The 18,374-nt window shown below is 71.1% G+C and carries 18 protein-coding genes; 5 read left to right on the top strand and 13 right to left on the bottom strand.

Features of this window, described 5'->3' with window-relative positions; translation table 11 throughout:
- The first annotated feature begins 169 nt into the window (after positions 1–169).
- Positions 170–1,090, top strand: a complete 921-nt coding sequence (locus tag BLV01_RS00435) for a 5'-nucleotidase (RefSeq protein WP_091793060.1) — start codon at positions 170–172, stop codon at positions 1,088–1,090.
- Between the two features lie 211 nt (positions 1,091–1,301).
- Here the strand turns inward: BLV01_RS00435 and BLV01_RS00430 are convergent, their stop codons facing one another.
- Both BLV01_RS00430 and BLV01_RS26000 read right to left on the bottom strand, forming a co-directional pair.
- Positions 1,302–1,691, bottom strand: coding sequence for a lysozyme inhibitor LprI family protein (locus BLV01_RS00430; RefSeq protein ID WP_091793058.1), 390 nt, complete (start codon positions 1,689–1,691; stop codon positions 1,302–1,304).
- Positions 1,692–1,951: 260 nt separating this feature from the next.
- Entirely contained in the window at positions 1,952–2,503 is a 552-nt protein-coding gene (locus BLV01_RS26000; RefSeq protein ID WP_175485718.1) for a DUF2939 domain-containing protein, read from the bottom strand.
- A gap of 494 nt (positions 2,504–2,997) precedes the next feature.
- On the opposite strand from BLV01_RS26000, the gene BLV01_RS00420 reads away from it, so the two are divergent.
- From BLV01_RS00420 to BLV01_RS00405, 4 genes are all read left to right on the top strand, one after another.
- Positions 2,998–3,534: a fimbrial protein gene (locus BLV01_RS00420; protein ID WP_091793054.1), complete on the top strand. Its 537-nt coding sequence runs from the start codon at positions 2,998–3,000 to the stop codon at positions 3,532–3,534.
- Between the two features lie 96 nt (positions 3,535–3,630).
- Positions 3,631–5,436 (top strand): S8 family serine peptidase, encoded by a 1,806-nt coding sequence (locus tag BLV01_RS00415; RefSeq protein WP_091793052.1) that lies wholly within the window; start codon positions 3,631–3,633, stop codon positions 5,434–5,436.
- Between the two features lies 1 nt (position 5,437).
- Entirely contained in the window at positions 5,438–6,016 is a 579-nt protein-coding gene (locus BLV01_RS00410; protein ID WP_091793050.1) for a hypothetical protein, read from the top strand.
- Between the two features lie 603 nt (positions 6,017–6,619).
- A complete protein-coding gene (locus BLV01_RS00405) occupies positions 6,620–8,038 on the top strand; it encodes a trypsin-like serine peptidase (protein ID WP_091793048.1) in 1,419 nt (472 codons plus the stop codon).
- Positions 8,039–8,219: 181 nt separating this feature from the next.
- Here the strand turns inward: BLV01_RS00405 and BLV01_RS00400 are convergent, their stop codons facing one another.
- The 11 genes from BLV01_RS00400 to BLV01_RS00350 all read right to left on the bottom strand — a co-directional run bounded on the left by BLV01_RS00400 (position 8,220) and on the right by BLV01_RS00350 (position 18,287).
- Positions 8,220–8,906, bottom strand: a complete 687-nt coding sequence (locus BLV01_RS00400; protein WP_091793047.1) for a DUF2461 domain-containing protein — start codon at positions 8,904–8,906, stop codon at positions 8,220–8,222.
- Positions 8,907–9,038: 132 nt separating this feature from the next.
- The gene (gene sbcB / locus BLV01_RS00395; protein ID WP_091793045.1) at positions 9,039–10,484 is read right to left on the bottom strand and encodes an exodeoxyribonuclease I; all 1,446 of its coding nucleotides are present in this window, start codon (positions 10,482–10,484) and stop codon (positions 9,039–9,041) included.
- 1 nt (position 10,485) lies between these two features.
- Complete coding sequence (locus BLV01_RS00390; protein WP_091793043.1) at positions 10,486–11,853, bottom strand: FAD-dependent oxidoreductase; 1,368 nt, start codon at positions 11,851–11,853, stop codon at positions 10,486–10,488.
- Between the two features lie 115 nt (positions 11,854–11,968).
- Positions 11,969–12,238 (bottom strand): GIY-YIG nuclease family protein, encoded by a 270-nt coding sequence (locus BLV01_RS00385; RefSeq protein WP_091793041.1) that lies wholly within the window; start codon positions 12,236–12,238, stop codon positions 11,969–11,971.
- A gap of 81 nt (positions 12,239–12,319) precedes the next feature.
- A complete protein-coding gene (kynU, locus tag BLV01_RS00380; RefSeq protein WP_091793039.1) occupies positions 12,320–13,606 on the bottom strand; it encodes a kynureninase in 1,287 nt (428 codons plus the stop codon).
- Positions 13,607–13,655: 49 nt separating this feature from the next.
- Positions 13,656–14,093 (bottom strand): hypothetical protein, encoded by a 438-nt coding sequence (locus BLV01_RS00375; protein WP_091793037.1) that lies wholly within the window; start codon positions 14,091–14,093, stop codon positions 13,656–13,658.
- 52 nt (positions 14,094–14,145) lie between these two features.
- Positions 14,146–15,156 carry an amidohydrolase family protein gene (locus BLV01_RS00370; RefSeq protein WP_091793035.1) on the bottom strand — a complete coding sequence of 337 codons (1,011 nt, stop codon included), beginning with the start codon at positions 15,154–15,156 and terminating at the stop codon, positions 14,146–14,148.
- A gap of 7 nt (positions 15,157–15,163) precedes the next feature.
- Positions 15,164–15,694, bottom strand: a complete 531-nt coding sequence (locus BLV01_RS00365; protein WP_091793033.1) for a 3-hydroxyanthranilate 3,4-dioxygenase — start codon at positions 15,692–15,694, stop codon at positions 15,164–15,166.
- 4 nt (positions 15,695–15,698) lie between these two features.
- Positions 15,699–16,136 (bottom strand): RidA family protein, encoded by a 438-nt coding sequence (locus BLV01_RS00360; protein ID WP_091793031.1) that lies wholly within the window; start codon positions 16,134–16,136, stop codon positions 15,699–15,701.
- Positions 16,133–16,798 (bottom strand): carbonate dehydratase, encoded by a 666-nt coding sequence (can, locus tag BLV01_RS00355; protein ID WP_091793029.1) that lies wholly within the window; start codon positions 16,796–16,798, stop codon positions 16,133–16,135. Before can ends, BLV01_RS00360 begins: the two co-directional genes overlap by 4 nt.
- A gap of 61 nt (positions 16,799–16,859) precedes the next feature.
- Complete coding sequence (locus BLV01_RS00350) at positions 16,860–18,287, bottom strand: aldehyde dehydrogenase (RefSeq protein WP_091793027.1); 1,428 nt, start codon at positions 18,285–18,287, stop codon at positions 16,860–16,862.
- Positions 18,288–18,374: the final 87 nt, after the last annotated feature.

Here is an 18,374-nt window from a genome sequence, read left to right as displayed (position 1 = left end):
GCGGCATCCGGGAGCTATCGCGGTCGTGGCATGGACGGCGACGTCCGAAGCCCCTTGCAGGAGCGGCGCAAGCCGCGACCGCGCCAATGCGGCAACCGCGCAACCGCTCGCGCCGCGATCCGGTCGCCGATTCTCAGCCCCTGATCCCCGCCTCAGGCACAATAGCCCCATGCCCGACCGCGATGCCGACCCGTTGATTGTCGCGATTTCCTCGCGAACCCTGTTCGACATGGAAGAGAGCCACTCGCTGTTCGAACGCGAGGGCATCGACGCCTATGCCGCGTTCCAGCGCGCGCGCGAAGACGACGTCCTGCGCCCGGGCATCGCCTTCCCGCTGGTGCGCAAGCTGCTGGCGCTGAACCGCGATGCGCCGGCGGACGCGCCGCGGGTCGAGGTGATCCTGATCTCGCGCAATTCCGCCGACAGCGGCCTGCGCATCTTCAATTCGATCGCCCACCACGACCTGTCGATCAAGCGCGCGGCGTTCAGCAACGGCGCGCCGCCGTTCCCCTACATCCGCCCGTTCGGCGCCGACCTGTTCCTGTCGGCCAACGCCCAGGACGTCAGCGCGGCGCTGGAAGCCGGGATCGCCGCGGCGACCCTGCTGCCGGCGGTGCCCAACGCCAGGCTGGCGCCGCACCTGCCGCCGGACCAGCTGCGCATCGCCTTCGACGGCGACGCGGTGATCTTCGACGACGAGGGCGAGCGGGTGTCGCGCGAGGGCGGCCTGGCCGCGTTCGCCGAGCACGAGCGCAACCACGCCGGCGAGCCGCTGTCGGGTGGCCCGTTCCGCGGCTTCCTGGATGCGCTGCACCGGCTGCAGGCGGCGTTCCCGGTCGGCCAGGACGCGCCGATCCGCACCGCGCTGGTGACCGCGCGCTCGGTGCCCGCGCACGAGCGGGTGATCCGCACCTTGCGCGAATGGGACATCCGCCTGGACGAGGCGCTGTTCCTCGGCGGCCGCGCCAAGGGGCCGTTCCTGGAGGCGTTCGGCGCCGACATCTTCTTCGACGATTCGGAGAACAACATCGCCTCGGCGCGCGGGCATGTGGCCGCGGGGCATGTGCCGCACGGGGTCGCCAACCGCTGAGGCCCGCTCGCAGCGTTCGGCGCTGTGCAGGAGCGGCGCGAGCCGCGACCGCGACAACGCAACTACGCTGGCCCCCCGCAACAGGTGCGTTGCCGCAGCCGCGGCTCGCGCCGCTGCTACAGCGGTCCACCGCAGTTTCGCAGACCCCAAAACGACGCAAGCCACGCCGTCGGGCGTGGCTTGCGCGGGCGATCCGCGATGGCGGGCTCGCTCAGTTCCAGGACTGCTTGACGATCATGTCGGCGCGGCAGGTGCCGGCCTTGCACTCGCGCACGCGGTCGCGCAGGTACTCGGTGCGCTCGCGGTTGACCCGGTAGTTGCAGTCGACGTTGATGCTGCCCGAGCTCTCGCAGCTGGCGTCGCGGTACTTGATCCACTGCAGCTGGGTCTGCTTGAGCTGGCTCTTGGCCGGCTCCTTGGCGACGCCGCGCAGGTCGGTGTAGGCGGTGTTGAGTTCCTTGTCCGACTCCAGGAACAGCTTGGCGAAGCAATAGGTCTTGTCGTAGCTGGTGCGGTATTTGTCGCACTCGCCCTGGGCGTGGGCGGCGCTGGCGGTCAGGCCGAGCAGGGCGAAGGCGAGGGCGGGGAAGATCGTTTTCATGGCGGTCCGGTCCAAGTCGTGTGGCGGTGACGATCGGGGCCGGGCATGCCTGTCCGGCCGGCGCCGCGCGCGCGGCGGGCGGCGTTGGCGTGAAAAGTATTGCTGCGACCGTGGGAAAGCAAGCGCCGTGGCGGTTGCGGCGTCCGCCGTCGCCCGCCGTGTAGAAGCGACGGAGTCGCGACCGCGACAACGCGCCTGCTGCGCAGCCGCGGCGCGGTTGCGTTGTCGCGGTCGCGACTCGCGTCGCTCCTACACGGGTTTCAAGGCAGCATCTTGTCCAGCGGCAGCCGCACTTCGGTCACCCGCCAGCTCAGGCCCTGGCGGGTCAGCACGAACACCACCGGGTCGCCGTCGGCGTTGTTCACCGTCGCGGTGAACCGCGACGGGGTTTCGAAGCGATAGCTCAGCTGCTTGAGCGGTTCGGCCGGCTCGACCGGTTCATAGGCGTCGCGGCGCGGCGCGGAAGGGTCGAAGCGTTTGAGCAGGTTGCGGCCTTCCAGCACCGCGCCGATGCCCATCGGCGTGGCGATGGCATCCACCGCGCCGCCGGCCACGCTGCTGGCCATGCCCAGGCCGATCGCGCCGAGCAGGCTGGACTGCACCGACGGGCCGGCGCGGCGCACCAGATAGTCGTCGACCTGGGCCTTCAGCCCCAGCCGCACCGAGGTGAAGTCCACGTGCTTGGACAGCGCGGCGGTGTCGCCCTGCTTGACCGCGGTGCGGATGGCGTTGACGGTCATGAACGGTCCCGCGGCGATCCAGCCGAGCAGCAGCACGGCGGCCAGGACCAGGGCGGCGATCCATTTCTTCATGAGCGGCGATCCTGGGTAGAGAGCGCCAGAGTAGTCGCCCCGCGGCGCGATGGCATTAAGGCCGGCTGAGCCTGCCGCCCGGGCCGGCGTCGAGGCCGGCCGGCGGCCGTGCCGGGCTTGCGAGCCGCGCTCGGGCACCCGCGACGCGCCGGTGCGCTCGTCCCGTGCGCCAGCGTTGCGCCGGCCTCGCCGCATCCATGGCCGGGGCTGGGACGTGTCTATGCGCGATGCGGGTGCGGCACGGCATTGCGCGCGCGCAAGCCCTGCGTACAACGCAATCGCATCGGCGTCCCCCACCTTGCGGCATTCACGCACCCTAACGCGTTCGCCGCGCGCGACGGTGGGGTAAGCGCGCGTTCGTTGCGTTCCTAATCTGGGGCGCGCTTCGCTGGACACCGCTTCGGCCGCACGGTCGCACAGGCATCGGGCGCGCCGCGACGCACCGGTCCGCCGACGCCGTCGCCCACCGCTACCAACCCCGGGAGAATCGAACGATGAAAGGAATTGCAGCTGCAGCGTTGCTCGCCGTACTGGCCGTACCGGCCGTGTCCAAGGCCGCCGACGGCACCATCCATTTCGAAGGCTCGGTGATCGCGCCGACCTGCGTGCTCACCAACGGGCCGTCGCCGGCCGACATCCGGGTCAAGCTGCCCGCGGTCGCGGTGTCGGCGCTGTCGGCCGCCGGCGAAGTCGCCGGCCGCACGCCCTTCATCATCCGCGTCGCCGATTGCGATGCCACCACCACCCAGGTCCAGACGTTCTTCGAGCCGGGCCCGACCATCAACACCAGCAACAACAACCTGACCCTGCAAGGCGGCGCCGGCAACGCCGGCAACGTCGAGCTGCAGGTGCTCAACGCCGACTTCTCGCAGGTGCTGCTCGGCAATCCGCTGGGCCTGCAGAACAGCCAGCAGGTCGCGGTCGATACCGGCGGCGCCGCGCTGCGCTACTACGCGCAGTACTTCGCCACCGGCGCCGCTACCGCCGGCGCGGCGAACAGCAGCGTCACCTTCACCATGATCTACCAGTAATCCCCCCATCCCGCGCATGCGGCCCACGCGGCCGGAGCGAGCGCTCCGGCCGCGACGGGCGCGGCATGTCCGAAGCAATCCTTAGGAGTCGGCGGCATGCGACAGCTTTTCGGTAAAACAACGATCCTCAGCGTGGCGACCCTGGCCGCGCTGTCGGCCGGCGCGGCGCAGGCGCAGCAGGGCGACCCGCTGTACCGTTACCAGTGGCACCTGATGAACTACGGCCAGGCCGTGCTCGGCGATACCCGGCCCAAGGTCGGCATCGACCTGGGCATCGACGACCTGCACGACTACAACATCCGCGGCAAGGGCGTGGTGGTCGGCGTGCTCGACGACGGCCTGCAGATCGATCATCCGGATCTGGCCGCCAACGTGATCCCGAACGGCTCCAAGAATTTCTTCGTCACCGCCACCCGCGGCGAGCACGACACCGGCCCCAACGAGAACGGCGTCGACGCCCACGGCAACGCGGTCAGCGGCATCATCGGCGCGGTCGGCTGGAACGGCATCGGCGTGCGCGGCGTGGCGCCGGCGGTCAAGCTGCGCGGGTTCAACTTCCTGGTTACCACCGGCTTCAACGCGGCCGGCCAGCCGGTCAACGCGCAGGCGACCACCGGCAATATCCGCTACGCGTGGTGGGAAGGCGCCGAGTCCAAGGACGTGCAGGTCTCCAACAACAGCTGGGGCGGCATGTCGGCGTGGCCGGCGGCGATCTCGGAGAACGACATCGCCGCCTGGGAGCGGCCGATGTCGGCGACCCGCAACGGCCTGGGCACGGTCTACGTCAAGGCCGCCGGCAACGACTTCAACACCGTCAACAAGAATTCGGCGAACTGCAACGCCGAGACCAAGCAGCGCAACGTCGGTTGCATGCAGGCGTTCCTGGACTCGCGCAACAGCTTCTTCAACGTGATGACCATCGCCTCGGTCGGCGCCGACGGCGAGCGCGCCAACTATTCCACCCCGGGCGCGGCGCTGTGGGTGTCGGGCCTGGGCGGCGAGTACGGACACCAGGCGCTGTACTCCAACGCGGTCAATCCGCTCAACTTCGATCCGGCCATCGTCACCACCGACCTGGCCGGTTGCGCGCTGGGCTACAACAACGACACCAACGGCGACCGCAACTCGCCCGCCAACACCCGCCGGAACGCGCTGGATTCGAGCGCTTCGGCGATCGACCGCACCTGCAACTACACCGGGCGCATGAACGGCACCTCGGCCGCGTCGCCCACGGTCAGCGGCGTGGCCGCGCTGGTGTTGCAGGCCAATCCCAAGCTGACCTTCCGCGAGGTCAAGTACATCCTGGCCACCACCGCGCGCCGCGTGCATCCCGAACAGCCGGCGGCGACCGCGCCAGACGGCACCGTGCTGGTGCCCGGCTGGAGCGTCAACGCGGCCGGTCGCGCGTTCAGCAACTGGTACGGCTTCGGCCTCGTCGACGCCACCGCGGCGGTGACCCGCGCCGGCAACTTCAAGCCGCTGGCGCCGCTGGTGGACACCGGCTGGCAGCGCATCGCAGCGCAGACGGTGGCGATCGGCAACGCCGCCGCGCCGGCGCGGCTGAGCGTCGCGATCGCCGGCATCCGCAACGTGGAGAGCGTGCAGATCGGCCTGGAGACCGACTACGCCGTGGCCCGGCCGGCGGTCGGGCAGGCGACCCTGCCGTTGCCGCTGTCGGTGACGCTGGTTTCGCCGCAGGGCACCCGCGCGGTGGTGGTGCCGGCGTATATGGCGGCCTTGGGCAACCGGGTGTTCAAGGTCGACCTGGCCGCGGCCAACGCCTTCCTCGACGAGAACGCCAACGGCAACTGGACGCTGGAGGTCGCCGACGTTCCGCGCGCCGCCGGCGTCGCATCGGCCGGCAATCTGACCTCGTTCAAAATCCGCGTTCTGGGGCGCTGACATGACCAATCAAAAGACTCTCGCGTGCCTGGCGCTGGCGATGCTGATCGCCGGATCGGCCCAGGCGCAGACCTATGCGCCGCAGGCCGAACTGGAACTGGCGGCGACCGGCGACGCCTTCCAGGTCGGCAGCCAGCGCTTCCGCGTCGCACCCGCGGCGGTGCCGGCGCCGGTCAGCGCAGCCACCGACCCGGCCAAGACCGTGGTCGTCGCCGGCTATGAAGTGAAGCTGCAGGCGCCGGCCGCGGCGAACGCGCGCAGCAAGCGCGACCTGTCCGCGCAGGCGCCGGCCCCGGTGGCCGCCGGCGGCGCGGTCGCGGTGGCGGTCGCCGACGACGGCGGCGATCCGGTGCTGGTGATGCCGCGGCTCAACGTGTATGTCGACGATCAAACGGTGGCGGCCGCGCTGGCCGGGCGCACCGGCGGCACGGTGACGTACTCCTCGGCGCTGGGCGGCAATGCGGTGATCGAGTACGCGTCGGTGGACGCGGCGCTGGCGGCGATGAAGCGCATCCAGGGCCAGGCCGGGGTTAAGGAAGTCGCCCCGGAGATCGTGCAGAACGAGATCATGACGCGCTGAAGCGGTTCCCCCTGCGGTTGCGCGCCGGCGACGGAACGCCGGCGCGACGCCGCCATTCGGCCGGCGTCCGCGATCGCGAGCGCCGGGCCGGCGGCGCATAAGCCGGCACGGGTGCCGGCTGCCTGCCCGCGATGGCGGGCGTGCCTGCGGCTGCGGCGGCCATGACCAATGCCGGCTGGGCCGCTGTGCGGCCTGCGGCCGTGCGGCTTTGCGCATGAGGCGGCGCTGGCGCGGGCAACGCCGCGCGGATGCGTTTGCCGACCTCGCCCCTGCGCGGATTCGCGCGCGCCGGCCCCGCGCGTCGCATGCGCCGTCGCTTCTTGCCGCTTCGACCCCGACGCCGACGCAGCGCCCGCCGCGCGTCGCACGCCGTCGCCTGGTTTCGAACCGAGCCGGACCGCGCCGCGCGCCGGTTTGTGACCTGCCTTCGCCATGAACAGAGGCGGCGCTACCAACATCGGATGCCTGAACGCCGCACGGGGTGGGGGTGCCAGCACCGGGCGCGTTCCAGCAGTGTGCCCCAGGCTTTGATCGCGACTCGCACCACATCCCCCGGCGCTGACAGGGGCGCTTAGCGCATCCGCATCTCAGGAGTCGATCGCCATGAAATCGAGGAACCTGGTTTTTCTCCGTCTTGCCGTCGCCGTTTCCGCGGCGCTGGCCGTGCCGGCCTTCGCCGCGCCGCCGGCCAACCGCTCGATGGGCCCCGCACCGGTGACCGCGGCGCCGCAGGCGCGCGCGCTCGGCGACGCGCAATGGCTGACCCAGGCCAAGCGCGCGGCGCCGCGCATGGTCGAACTGGCGGCGCCGGGCAAGGCCGCGCTGGACAGACTCAAGGCGCAGCGCTCGACGGCGGACGCCGGCGAACGCAAGGCGCTGGAGATCGGCCTGGGCCGCAAGGTCGAACGCAGCCGCGTCGAACTGGGCGCGTTGCCGTGGGAGATCCAGGCCGACGGCAGCCGCGCCGCACGCTTCGTGGTCAGCTCGGCCGGCGCCAAAGCCTTGCGCGCGCGGCTGGCGCTGACGGCGGCCGGGTCCGGCGCCGATCCCGCCGCGGCGAACCTGCGCTTCGCCGGCGCCGACGGCCGCATCTTCGCCGAGAGCGGCGAGGCCTTCGCCGGCGCCAAGGCGGGCTGGACGCCGATCGTCGCCGGCGACGCGATGACGATCGAGATCCAGCTGCCCAAGGGCGCGAATCCGGAGTCCTACCGCCTGAGCGTGCCGATGCTCTCGCACCTGGTGTTCGATCCGGCCAGCGACCGCCGCGGCCTCAGCAAAGCCTTCGACGACATCGGCAGCAGCGGCGATTGCGAGCAGGACGTGGTCTGCCGCGCCAACCCGACGCCCGGATTCCTCGCCGCCAGCAGCGCGGTCGCGCACATCGCCATCACCGGCGAGGAAGGCGACACCGCGTGGTGCACCGGCACCTTGCTCAACAACGAGCATTCGCCCAAGCGCTCGCTGTTCTGGACCGCGGCGCATTGCGTCGCCGACCAGGCCGCGGCCAAGTCGTTCGTGACCTACTGGTTCTTCGAGGCCAGCGCCTGCGACAACGACACCGCCAGCCCGCGCACGGTGGTGCTCAGCGGCGGCTCCAAGTTGTTGTTCCGCAACGCCAAGCGCGACACCGCGCTGCTGGAACTCAAGACCGCGCCGCCGACCGGCGCCTACTACGCCGGCTGGAGCAGCTATCCCATCGATGTGCTGGGCAGCCCGGCCGAAGCGATCCACCACCCCAGCGGCGATCTCAAGAAGTACTCGCTGGCGCAGGTGGCCGCGCTGGCGACGTCGCGCTACGGCCTGGCGCCGCTGACCGAAGTGCACTGGACCGGCAGCGGCGTGACCGAAGGCGGTTCGTCCGGCTCGGGCCTGTTCACCGTCGATGCGGCCGGCAACTACCTGCTGCGCGGCGGCCTGTACGGCGGGCCGTCCTACTGCGGCGTGCCCGAGGCCGACAAGAAGGACTACTACTCGCAGTTCTCGACGGCGTGGCCGCAGATCTCCAAGTACTTCCGGCCCTGACGGCGTTCGCTCGCGGGCCGCGGGCGCCGGCCGGGTGAGCTAAGCCGGATTGCGCATCGCCCGCCGCTGTGGCCAGCGGCGGGCGATGGATCGCTACGGCGGGCCGAGCCAGGGCGGGATCGCGGCCGAGGGCGTCGCCGCGCTTGCCGCGCCCGCGCCGCGCGCCGCGCGCGCGGGGCGTTCAGAACTCCAGATCCAGCGCCGCGCACAGGTAATCGGCGAACGGCGCCAACCCGGCCAGGTCTTTCTCCAGCGTCGACAGCAGGCGCGGGCCGGTCATGACCGAATCGTCGAGGCTGCGGTAGGCGACGAAGTTCTTGCGCTTGAGGTCGTCGGCGAACTCGAACTCGGGCGGGAAGCCGCGCGGGGCGCGGGTCAGCATCTCGCTGTCGTCGAGGTCGAAGCGCTTGCGGAACTTGCCGTCGTGCGCGGCGGCCTTCCAGCTGCCGGGGTTGTCGAAGACGAAATGGCGGATCTTGCGCAAGGTCTCCGGCGCCGGATGCCAGACGCCGGCGGCGACGAAGCACTCGCCCTGGGCGAGATGGATATAGAACGAAGGCGCCTCGACCTGGCGCCCGCGCTCGTGGAACAGGCGCGCGCCCTGCCAGCTCTTGTACGGCGCCTTGTCGTTGGCGAAGCGGGTGTCGCGCTGGATCCGGAACAGCGAGCCGCCGACGTTCTTGGGCTCGCTGCGGTAGTGCTCGCTGACCTGCGCCAGCCCCGGCTGCAGATCGCCGAGCAGGCGCAGGAACGGGCCGCGCACGTGTTCGTCGTAGGCGGCCTTGTGGGCGTGGAACCACTCGCGGTTGTTGTTGCGCGCCAGCGAGCGCAGGAACTTGAAGCTGGCGTCGGAGAAGTAGGCAGGCATGGGCGAGGAGGGGCGTAGTGGAATGAGTGGGCGAAAGACAGGACTACGGTAGCGGCCGGCAGGTTAATCGGCGGTTTGCGGCCGGCGCGCGCGGCATCGGCCGCCCGCGGCGCGCGTCCGCGCGCGCGCCGCTCAACCGTGCAGTTCCCGCCACAGCCCGCGGCCCCAGTCTTCCAGCCGATCCAGCAAGGCCTGTTTGGCGCCGTCTTCGCCGGCGCTGGCGCGGACCTGCCGCAGCTCTTCGGCGAAGCGGCCGAAGCTGTATTCCGACAGGCCCGATTCGCCGTCCAGGCGCTGGCGACGGTAGTCGTCCCAGCGTTGGCGCTCGGCCGCGTCCAGGGTCTGCGGCCAGTTGCGCGCGCGGTAGCGGAACAGCAATTCGGGCAGGCGCGCATCGCGGAAGTCGAACGCGGCCCGCGCCAGTTCTTCCGGCGCGGTGGCGCGCACGCTGCGGAACAGGCGCTTGTCGCCGTCGCCGATGAAGGCGTCGTAGAGCGAGGCGTCGGCGTCGGCGGGCGCGCGCGCGGCGTCGCGGGCGTAGACGCGGCGTACCTTCTCGACCAGCTCGGGGCCGGCTTCGCGCAATTGCGCGGCGCGGTACTCGGCGCGCACCGGGTCGATGCCCAGGCGTTCGAAGTCGTCCGGGCGCAGATGGTTCCAGGCGGTCAGCGCCGGGCAGCGGTTGAGGTGCACTTCCTTGAGCGCGACGCGCTCCTCGCCCTCGGGCAGGTCGGCGGACGGGGTGTAGAGGCGGTCGGCGATCTCGTCCGCGGCCAGGTCCAGCAGCGCCTGCGGGTCTTGCTCCAGGTCGAACACGACGATGCGGCTGTCGATGCGCGGGTGCCGCGCCAGCGGGATCACCGGCGCCGCGCACAGGCGCGCGGCCGGATAGCGCGAGGACACGTGCAACGCCGGCTGCATCGCGATGGGGTCGATCAGGCTGGCGGCGAAGCGCTTGTCGCGCAGGCGCAGCGCGTAGTCCCACAGCCGCGGCTGGGCCTGCTTGAGCTTGCGCGCGATGCCGATCAGCGCGCGCACGTCCGACAGCGCCTCGTGGGCGTCGCCGACGCGCACGTCGTTGGCGGTGGCCAGGTGTTCGAGCTTGAACGAGGTGTGGCCGTCCTCGCGCTGCGGCCATTGCAGCCCGTCCGGGCGCAGCGCGCGCGCCAGGCGCAGCACGTCGAGCAGGTCCCAGCGCGAGTTGCCGTTGCGCCATTCGCGCTCGTAGGCGTCGTAGAAATTGCGGAACAGGCCGTAGCGGACGAACTCGTCGTCGAAGCGCAGCGAGTTGTAGCCGGCGGTGCAGGTCTGCGGCCGGGCCATTTCCTCGAAGATCTGGGCGAAGATCTGCGCCTCGGTCACGCCGTCGCGCAGCGCGTCCTGCGGCGCGATGCCGGTGATCAGCGTGGCCATCGGCGAGGGCAGCAGGTCGTCGGCGGGCTTGACGAAGACGCTGATCGGCGCCTCGATCTCGTTGAGCTCGGTGTCGGTGCGCATCGCCGCGAACTGGGCGATGCGGGTCGTGCGCGGGTCGGCGCCGAAGGTTTCCAGGTCGTAGAACAGGAAGCTCGCCGGCATGTCAGGCGTCCGCCGGCAGCGGGTCCAGGCGCGCGCGCACGACCGCGTCGACCGCGTTCCAGTCCAGGCTGTCGAGCGAGTCGTGGCCGCGGGTCAGTTCGACCAGCAGCTCGCGCTGGCGCTGGCCGCGCTCGAAGGCGGCCTCGTAGGGCATGCGGTGGAAGGTCACCATCGCGTAGCGCGGCATGAAGCGTTCGGGATGGCGCTGCGCCAGCTCGCGTTCGAGCGCGCGCTGCAGCAGGTAATCGTCGTCGTCGACGCGGTCGCGCATTTCCAGGTAGTTCTCCAGCGCCATCGCCTGGATCGCGCGCGCGCTGGGCATGCGCTGGCGCGCGAACGCGGCGAAAGCCTCGCCACGGTCGCCGCCGGCGAGCAGGCGCTCGGCCAGGGCCACGCAGTCCTCGAACGCGCAGTTCATGCCCTGGCCGTGGAACGGCACCATCGCGTGGGCGGCGTCGCCGAGCAGCACGGCGCGGTCGTCCAGGTGCCAGCGCTGCAGGTACAGCGTCGCCAGCAGCCCGGCCGGGTTGCGTTCGAAGTCGCGCTCCAGTTCCGGGATCAGCGGCAGCGCATCGGCGAAATCGCGCTGGAACAGCGCGCGCGCCTCGCTGCCGTCGCGCACGGTCTGGAAGCTGGGATCGCCCTGGTTGGGCAGGAACAAGGTGACGGTGAAGGTGCGCTCGTCGTTGGGCAGGGCGATGCACATGTAGCGCCCGCGCGGCCAGATGTGCAGGGCGTTGGGCTCGATGCTGAAGCCGCCGTCGCGCGCCGGCGGGATTTCCAGCTCTTTGTAGGAATGGCCGAGGAACTCGGTGCGCTCGCCCAGGTCGGTCACCTGGCCCATCGCCGCGCGCAGCGCCGAGCCGGCGCCGTCGGCGCCGACCAGGCTGTCGAAGGCGACTTCGTGGCCGCTGTCGTCGCGGTCGTCGTGGAAACGGGCGATGCGCGCCTCGAAGTCGACGCTGGCCAGGCCGCGGTGGAAATGCAGGTTCGCGCCGGCGTCCTGCGCGATCTGCAGCAGGATCAGGTTGAGCTCGCCGCGGTGCACCGACCAGATCACTTCGCTGTCGTCGCGGCCGTAGCGCTGCAGGTCGGTGCGGCCGTCCTGGAAGTGGACCATGCGCCCGCGCATCATCACCGCCTGCGCCATCACCGCCTCGTCCGCGCCGGCCAGGCGCAGCGCGTGGCGACCGCGCTCGGCCAGGGCGAGGTTGATCGAGCGCCCGCCCTGGTAGCCCTTCAGGCGCGGATCGCCGCGCTTCTCGTACACGTCCACCCGCCAGCCGGCGCGGGCGAGCAGGGTAGCGAGCAGGGCGCCGGCGAGGCCGGCGCCGATGAGGGTGATGTGGGGCGTGGTGGGTGCGTTCAAAGCGTATGTCCTGCGATCCGACGCGAAAGGGGCAGGGAGCGCAAGCTCCCCAGGCCGTCATTCCCGCGAACGCGGGAATCCAGAGGCTTCAGCCGGCGGCTGCGATGTCCTGCCATCAATCCCGCCAGTCCGGGTTGGTTTTTTCGATCAATTCGATCTTCCACTCGCGCTTCCACTTCTTGAGCCGCTTTTCCCGCACGATCGCGCTTTCCATGGTCTCGTGCTGCTCGTACCAGACCAGCCGAGTGACGTCGTAGCGGTCGCTGAAGCCTTCGACGATGTGTTCCCGATGTTGCCATATGCGTTGGACCAGGTTCGAGGTGACGCCTATGTACAGGGTGCCGTTCTTCGCGCTGGCCAGCAGGTAGACGGCAGGAGACTTCATGCGGCGGCCTCGCTCTGGATTCCCGCGTGCGCGGGAATGACGGCTGGAAGGATCGCGAGCTTCCAGCGACAGCCGCAAGCCTCAACCGTCCCGCCACGCCTCCACCGCCGCGACGAAGCGCACGATATCGCCGTGGGTGTTGTACAGCGGCGCCGGCGAAATCCGGATCACGTCGGGTTCGCGCCAGTCGCCGAGCACGCCGCGGCGGGCCAGGTCCTCGAACAGGTCGCGGCCGGCGGCGCGGCCGTGCAGGCCGCGGCCGCCGATCACCCGCAGCGACAACTGGCAGCCGCGCTGGGCCGGGTCGGCCGGGGTGAGGATGTCCAGGGTCTCGTGCAGGCGCGCGCGGATCAGCGATTCCAGGTAGCCGGTCAGGCGCAGCGATTTCTCGCGCAGGGCGCGCATGCCGACCCGGTCGAACAGGTCCAGCGAGGCGCGCAGCGGCGCCAGGCCGAGGATCGGCGGGTTGCTGAGCTGCCAGCCCTCGGCGCCCGGCGTGGGCGCGAATTCGGGGCCCATGCGGAAGCGGGTCGAGGCTTGGTGGCCCCACCAGCCGGCGAAGCGCGGGCGGTCGCTGCGCGCGTGGCGTTCGTGGACGAAGCAGCCGGCGACCGCGCCCGGGCCGGCGTTGAGGTACTTGTAGTGGCACCACACCGCGAAGTCGGCGCCGCTGTCGTGCAGGCCCAGTTCCAGGTTGCCGGCGCCGTGGGCCAGGTCGAAGCCGCACAGCGCGCCCTGCGCGTGCGCGAGCGCGGCGATGCGCGCGAGGTCGAAGGCCTGGCCGGTGCGGTACTGCACGCCCGGCCACAGCACCAGCGCCAGGCGCGGGCCGTGCTCGGCGATGGCGCGCTCGATGCTGTCCATCGAGAACACTCCGCCGGGGCCGTCGGGCTGCAGTTCGATCAGGTCGGTGTCGGGATCGAAGCCGTGGAAGCCGACCTGCGAGGCCAGCGCGTAGCGGTCGGACGGGAACGCGCCGGCCTCCATCAGGATCGCCGGGCGCTCGCGGCTGGGCCGGTAGAAGCTGACCAGCATCAAGTGCAGGTTGGCGGTCAGCGAGTTCATCGCCACCACCTCGTGCGGCAGCGCGCCGACCAGGCGCGCCAGCGGTTCGCGCACCAGTTCGTGGTACGGCATCCACTGCGCCTGCCCGGTGAAGTGGCCTTCCACCGCCTCCATCGCCCATTTGTCCATGACCTCGTCGACGTGGGCGCGCGCGCCGCGCGGCTGCAGGCCGAGCGAGTTGCCGACGAAATAGGCCTGTTCCCGGTCGCCGTGGCGCGGGATCAGGAATTCGCCGCGCAGCGTCGGCAAGGGATCGGCGGCGTCGAGGGCGGCGGCGTGGGCGGCGGTATGCGGTTCGGTCATAAGGGTCGAAGGTATGCGATGCGGGTACGGGTGGGCGTGGGGCGCGGACTCAATCCGCGCACGCGGGCCAGGCGGCGGACGGATCGTCGGGCGCGCAGCGGTAGCGCCGGTGCAGCGCGTCGACCCAGTCCGAGCACAGGTTCAGCGCCTGGCTCTCGTAGATCAGCGCGGCGTCGTCGGCGAGGTAGGCGGCCAGTTCCGCGTGGCCGCCGGCCTGCATCGCGGCGACGAACACCGCCTGCCGCAGTTGCGCCGATTCGGCCTGCGCACGCTGCACGCGCTGCGGGTCGAGGCGTCGCTTGTGGCTCTGCAGCGCGGCGTCGGCGCGGGTCCATTGCTGGTCGAACGGCGCGCGGTCGCGCTGGTCGAGGTAGTCGTCGACGGCCTTGCCGCCGGCCTCGGCGATGCGCTCGGCCCAGTCGCGCAGGTGCGCCAGCAGGTCCTGCGGGTCCGGCGGCGGCGGCGCGTGCAGCGCGGACGGGCTCATGCGCCCTGGCCCTTGCGCACGGGCGCATGCGTCGGCGCCCCGGCGTTCGCGCTCACGCGAACCGCGACAGCGGCAGGCCCAGCCATTCCAGCGCGGTGCCGTGGTACAGCCGCGCCTGTTCGGCCTCGGGCAGGCCCAGCGAGGCGATGCCGGCGCCGGGCGTCTGTTCGCCGAGCGGGAAGGGATAGTCGGTGCCCAGCATCACCCGCGACACGCCGCAGGTGTCGAGCAGGTAGCGCAGCGCGCGCGGATCGGCGACCCAGGAGTCGAAGTACAGCCGCGACAGGTAATCGCGCGGGTTGCGCGGGTTGTCGGTGGCGACCAGGTCCGGGCGCATGTTGAAGCCGTGCTCGATCCGGCCGATGGTGTAGGGGAAGCTGCCGCCGCCGTGGGCCATGCAGATCTTCAGCTTCGGCAGCCGCTCCAGCACGCCGCCGAACACCAGGCAGCAGGCCGCGCGCGATTGCTCGGCGGGCATGCCGACCAGCCACGGCAGCCAGTACTTGGGCATGCTCGGCGTTCCCATCATGTCCCAGGGATGCACCAGGATCGCTGCGCCCAGGTCGCTGGCGGCCTGGAAGAACTCGAACAGCTCCGGCGCGTCGAGGTTCCACTCGCCGATGTGGCTGCCGATCTGCACGCCCTGCAGGCCGAGCTGGTCCATGCAGCGCTCCAGCTCCTGCACCGCCAGCCGCGGCGACTGCAGCGGCACCGTGCCGATGCCGGCGTAATGGCGCGGGAAATCGCGGCAGGTCTGGGCCATGTGCTCGTTGAGCGCCTGGTGCAGCGCCAGCGCCTGGTTGGCGCGGGCCCAGTAGCTGAACATCACCGGCACGGTGCTGATGACCTGCACCTGCACGCCGAAGCGCGCGTAGTCGTCGATGCGCTCCTGCGGGTCCCAGGTCTTGGACCAGATCTCGCGGAAGAACTTGCCGTCCTTGTAGATGCGGTGGCGGCCGTCGTCGGTGTGGTGGATCACCGGGAAGCGGTCGTCGCCGTACTTGCGCGCAAGGTCGGGCCAGTCGCGCGGCAGGTAGTGGGCGTGGGTATCGATCTTGAGCATCGCCGCCTCAGGTGTCGGGCATGGCGTAGCGCGCCGGCGCCGGGTTCAAATGGCCGCACTGGGCGCAGCTGCGGTGCTCGCGCGAGGAATAGAAGCGCTCGAACACCGGCGGGAAGTCGGTCTCGATGTTGCGCAGCTTGAAGAACTCCTCGTATAGCTTGTGGTTGCAGCGTTCGCAGAACCACATCAGGCCGTCGTCTTCGTGTTCCAGGCGCTTGCGCTCGATCACCAGCCCGACCGAGTCGGGCATGCGCTGCGGCGAGTGCGGCACGCGCGAGGGCAGCAGGAAGATCTCGCCGGCGCGGATCGGGATGTCGCGCACCGCGCCGTCCTCCTGGATCCGCAGCACCATCTCGCCTTCGAGCTGGTAGAACCACTCCGGGCCTTCGTCCCAGTGGTAGTCGGTGCGCTGGTTCGGCCCGCCGACCACCATGACGATGAAGTCGCCGACGTAGATGGTCTTGTTACCCACCGGCGGCTTGAGCAGGTGGCGGTGCTCTTCGATCCACGAGAAGAGGTTGATCGGTCCAGGAAGCATGGCCTTACTCCGTACCTTCGCCGCGCAGGCGCGCGACGCACTTGAGTTCGATCGCGATCGGCGTCGGCAGCGCGGTGATGCCGAGCGTGGTCCGGCACGGCGCGCGCTCGATGTCGGGGAAATACTCGGCCCACAGCGCGTTGTAGGCGGCGAAGTCGCGGGCCATGTCGGTCAGGTAGACGGTCACGTCGACCAGGTCGTCCCAGGACGCGCCGCTGGCTTCGAGCACCGCGCGCACGTTGGCGAACACCGAGCGCGTCTGCAGCTCGATGTCGTAGCCGATCAGCCGCCCCTGCGCGTCGTGCACGTTGCCGGGCACCGCGTTGCTGGCGGCGTCGCGCGGGCCGACCCCGGACAGGAACAGCAGTTCGCCGACCCGGCGCGCATGCGGATACGAGCCGACCGGCCGCGGCGCGTTGCCGGTGCGCACCGCGCCGCTCATCGCGGCGAGCCGCCGTGGGTGGAATGCACCCGCGCGATCGCGCGCGCGTACGCCGGCTGCAGCGACTGGAACGAATGCACGTTCATGCCGGTGTCGTGGACGCGGCCGTTGCGCAGGCTGTAGACCCAGCCGTGCACGCTCAGCGTCTGCCCGCGCGACCAGGCGTCGCGCACGATCGTGGTCATGCACACGTTGAACACCTGCTCGATCGCGTTGAGCTCGCACAGGCGGTCGTGGCGCTCGTTTTCGTGGGCATGGGCCATGCACTGGGCGTGCTTGTCGGCGACGTCGCCGACGTGGCGCAGCCAGTTGTCGGCCAGGCCGACGCGGGTGCCGTGCAGGGCCGCGTGCACGCCGCCGCAGCCGTAGTGGCCGACCACCAGGATGTGCTTAACCTTGAGCACGTCGACCGCGTACTGGATCACCGACAGGCAGTTGAGGTCGGTGTGCACCACCACGTTGGCGATGTTGCGGTGGACGAAGACCTCGCCCGGGGCCATGTCGATGATCTGGTTGGCCGGCACGCGCGAATCCGAGCAGCCGATCCACAGGTACTCGGGCGCCTGCTGCTTGGACAGGCGGGCGAAGAAGTCCGGGTCCTCGGCGTTGATGCGCTCGGACCACTCGCGATTGCGTTCGAGCAGGTCGTCGAGCGGGTTCATGCGCGGCCCTCGTTGGGCACGGCGGAAGTGGGGGCGGTGGGGTGGGGCGCGGTCATGCAGGTCATCCGAGATGGAGGCCGACGTTCTTGGCCTCGGTGAAGAAACGCAGGGCCTCGACGCCGCCTTCGCGGCCGAGGCCGGACGCGCCGGCGCCGCCGAACGGCGTGCGCAGGTCGCGTTGCAGCCAGGTGTTGATCCAGACCATGCCGACGTTCAGGCGCGCGGCCAGGCGATGGGCGCGGGCAAGGTCGCGCGTCCACAGGCTGGCGCTGAGGCCGTAGTCGCTGGCGTTGGCCAGGGCCAGGGCGTGGGTGTCGTCGTCGAACGGCTGCAGGGTGGCGACCGGGCCGAAGATTTCCTCGCGATTGCTCGCCGCGTCCGGGCCCAGGCCCTCGATCAGGGTCGGCGCGACGTACCAGCCGGGGCGCTGCAGCGCGGCGCCGCCGCACAGCACCCGGCCGCCTTCGGCGCGGGCGCGATCCAGCGCCGCGGTCACCTTGTCGAAGTGCGCCTGCGAGACCAGCGGGCCGAGCGCGGTGGCGTCGTCGCCGGGTTCGCCCACGCGCAGCGCCTCGGCGCGTTCGACCAGGGCATCGCGCACCTCGGCGTAGATCGCGCGCTCGATCAGGATGCGCGAGCCGCACAGGCAGATCTGGCCGGAGTTCTGGAACGCCGAGCGCACCAGCACGTCCAGGTTCGCGCGCCAATCGCTGTCGGCGAAGATCAGGGTCGGGTTCTTGCCGCCCAGTTCCAGCGAGACCTTGCGCAGCAGCGGCGCGCAGGCCGCGGCGATGGCGCGGCCGACCGCGGTGCTGCCGGTGAAGGAGACCGCGCGGATCGCCGGGTGCGCGACCAGCGGCGCGCCGACCTGCGGGCCCAGGCCGTGGACGATGTTGAGCACGCCGGCGGGGAAGCCGATCTGCGCGCACAACTCGCCGAGCATCGTCGCCGTGGCCGGCGTCACCTCCGAGGGCTTGGCCACCACGGTGTTGCCGGCGGCCAGCGCCGGCGCGATCTTCCAGGTGAACAGGTACAGCGGCAGGTTCCACGGCGAGATCGCCGCGACCGGGCCGAGCGGCTGGCGCAGGGTGTAGTTGAGCCCGGCCTGGCCGTGGTGGGATTCGCTGGCGAACTGGGTCGCGGCGTGGGCGTAGAAGCGCAGGTTCGCCACCGCGCGCGGGATCTCGGCCTCGCGGGCGAGGCGGACCGGCTTGCCGCCGTCGCGCGACTCGGCCGCGGCGAATTCGGCGGTGCGCGCTTCCAGCGCCGCGGCCAGTCGCTCCAGCCACTGCGCGCGCTCGCTGTGCGGCAATGCCGACCACACCGGAAACGCGGCTTGCGCCGCCGCGACCGCGGCCTCGACTTCGGCCGCGCCGCCGGCGGCGACCTGCGCATACGGTTGCGCACTGGCGGGATCGAAGACGTCGAGCCAGCGCCCATCGGCCGCATCGCGCGGCGCCCCGTCGATCCAGTGCCGGAATGTCTGCATGGCGCAAGCTTAACGCGTGGGCCCGGTGGCGCCCATAGCGCGGTCGGGCAGGGTGGGGCGGGCTTCGCAGAACCGGGAAACGCTAGC

Origin of the sequence: Lysobacter sp. yr284 (assembly GCF_900107375.1) — a bacterium.
Classification (GTDB): Bacteria; Pseudomonadota; Gammaproteobacteria; order Xanthomonadales; family Xanthomonadaceae; genus Lysobacter.
This window is presented reverse-complemented; position numbering and strand designations above follow the sequence as displayed.

Coding starts and splice junctions, on each gene's coding strand:
- BLV01_RS00435 (WP_091793060.1), top strand. CDS start 170: ATGCCCGACCGCGATGCCGACCCGTTGATTGTCGCGATTTCCTCGCGA.
- BLV01_RS00430 (WP_091793058.1), bottom strand. CDS start 1,691: ATGAAAACGATCTTCCCCGCCCTCGCCTTCGCCCTGCTCGGCCTGACC.
- BLV01_RS26000 (WP_175485718.1), bottom strand. CDS start 2,503: ATGAAGAAATGGATCGCCGCCCTGGTCCTGGCCGCCGTGCTGCTGCTC.
- BLV01_RS00420 (WP_091793054.1), top strand. CDS start 2,998: ATGAAAGGAATTGCAGCTGCAGCGTTGCTCGCCGTACTGGCCGTACCG.
- BLV01_RS00415 (WP_091793052.1), top strand. CDS start 3,631: ATGCGACAGCTTTTCGGTAAAACAACGATCCTCAGCGTGGCGACCCTG.
- BLV01_RS00410 (WP_091793050.1), top strand. CDS start 5,438: ATGACCAATCAAAAGACTCTCGCGTGCCTGGCGCTGGCGATGCTGATC.
- BLV01_RS00405 (WP_091793048.1), top strand. CDS start 6,620: ATGAAATCGAGGAACCTGGTTTTTCTCCGTCTTGCCGTCGCCGTTTCC.
- BLV01_RS00400 (WP_091793047.1), bottom strand. CDS start 8,906: ATGCCTGCCTACTTCTCCGACGCCAGCTTCAAGTTCCTGCGCTCGCTG.
- sbcB (WP_091793045.1), bottom strand. CDS start 10,484: ATGCCGGCGAGCTTCCTGTTCTACGACCTGGAAACCTTCGGCGCCGAC.
- BLV01_RS00385 (WP_091793041.1), bottom strand. CDS start 12,238: ATGAAGTCTCCTGCCGTCTACCTGCTGGCCAGCGCGAAGAACGGCACC.
- kynU (WP_091793039.1), bottom strand. CDS start 13,606: ATGACCGAACCGCATACCGCCGCCCACGCCGCCGCCCTCGACGCCGCC.
- BLV01_RS00375 (WP_091793037.1), bottom strand. CDS start 14,093: ATGAGCCCGTCCGCGCTGCACGCGCCGCCGCCGCCGGACCCGCAGGAC.
- BLV01_RS00370 (WP_091793035.1), bottom strand. CDS start 15,156: ATGCTCAAGATCGATACCCACGCCCACTACCTGCCGCGCGACTGGCCC.
- BLV01_RS00365 (WP_091793033.1), bottom strand. CDS start 15,694: ATGCTTCCTGGACCGATCAACCTCTTCTCGTGGATCGAAGAGCACCGC.
- BLV01_RS00360 (WP_091793031.1), bottom strand. CDS start 16,136: ATGAGCGGCGCGGTGCGCACCGGCAACGCGCCGCGGCCGGTCGGCTCG.
- can (WP_091793029.1), bottom strand. CDS start 16,798: ATGAACCCGCTCGACGACCTGCTCGAACGCAATCGCGAGTGGTCCGAG.
- BLV01_RS00350 (WP_091793027.1), bottom strand. CDS start 18,287: ATGCAGACATTCCGGCACTGGATCGACGGGGCGCCGCGCGATGCGGCC.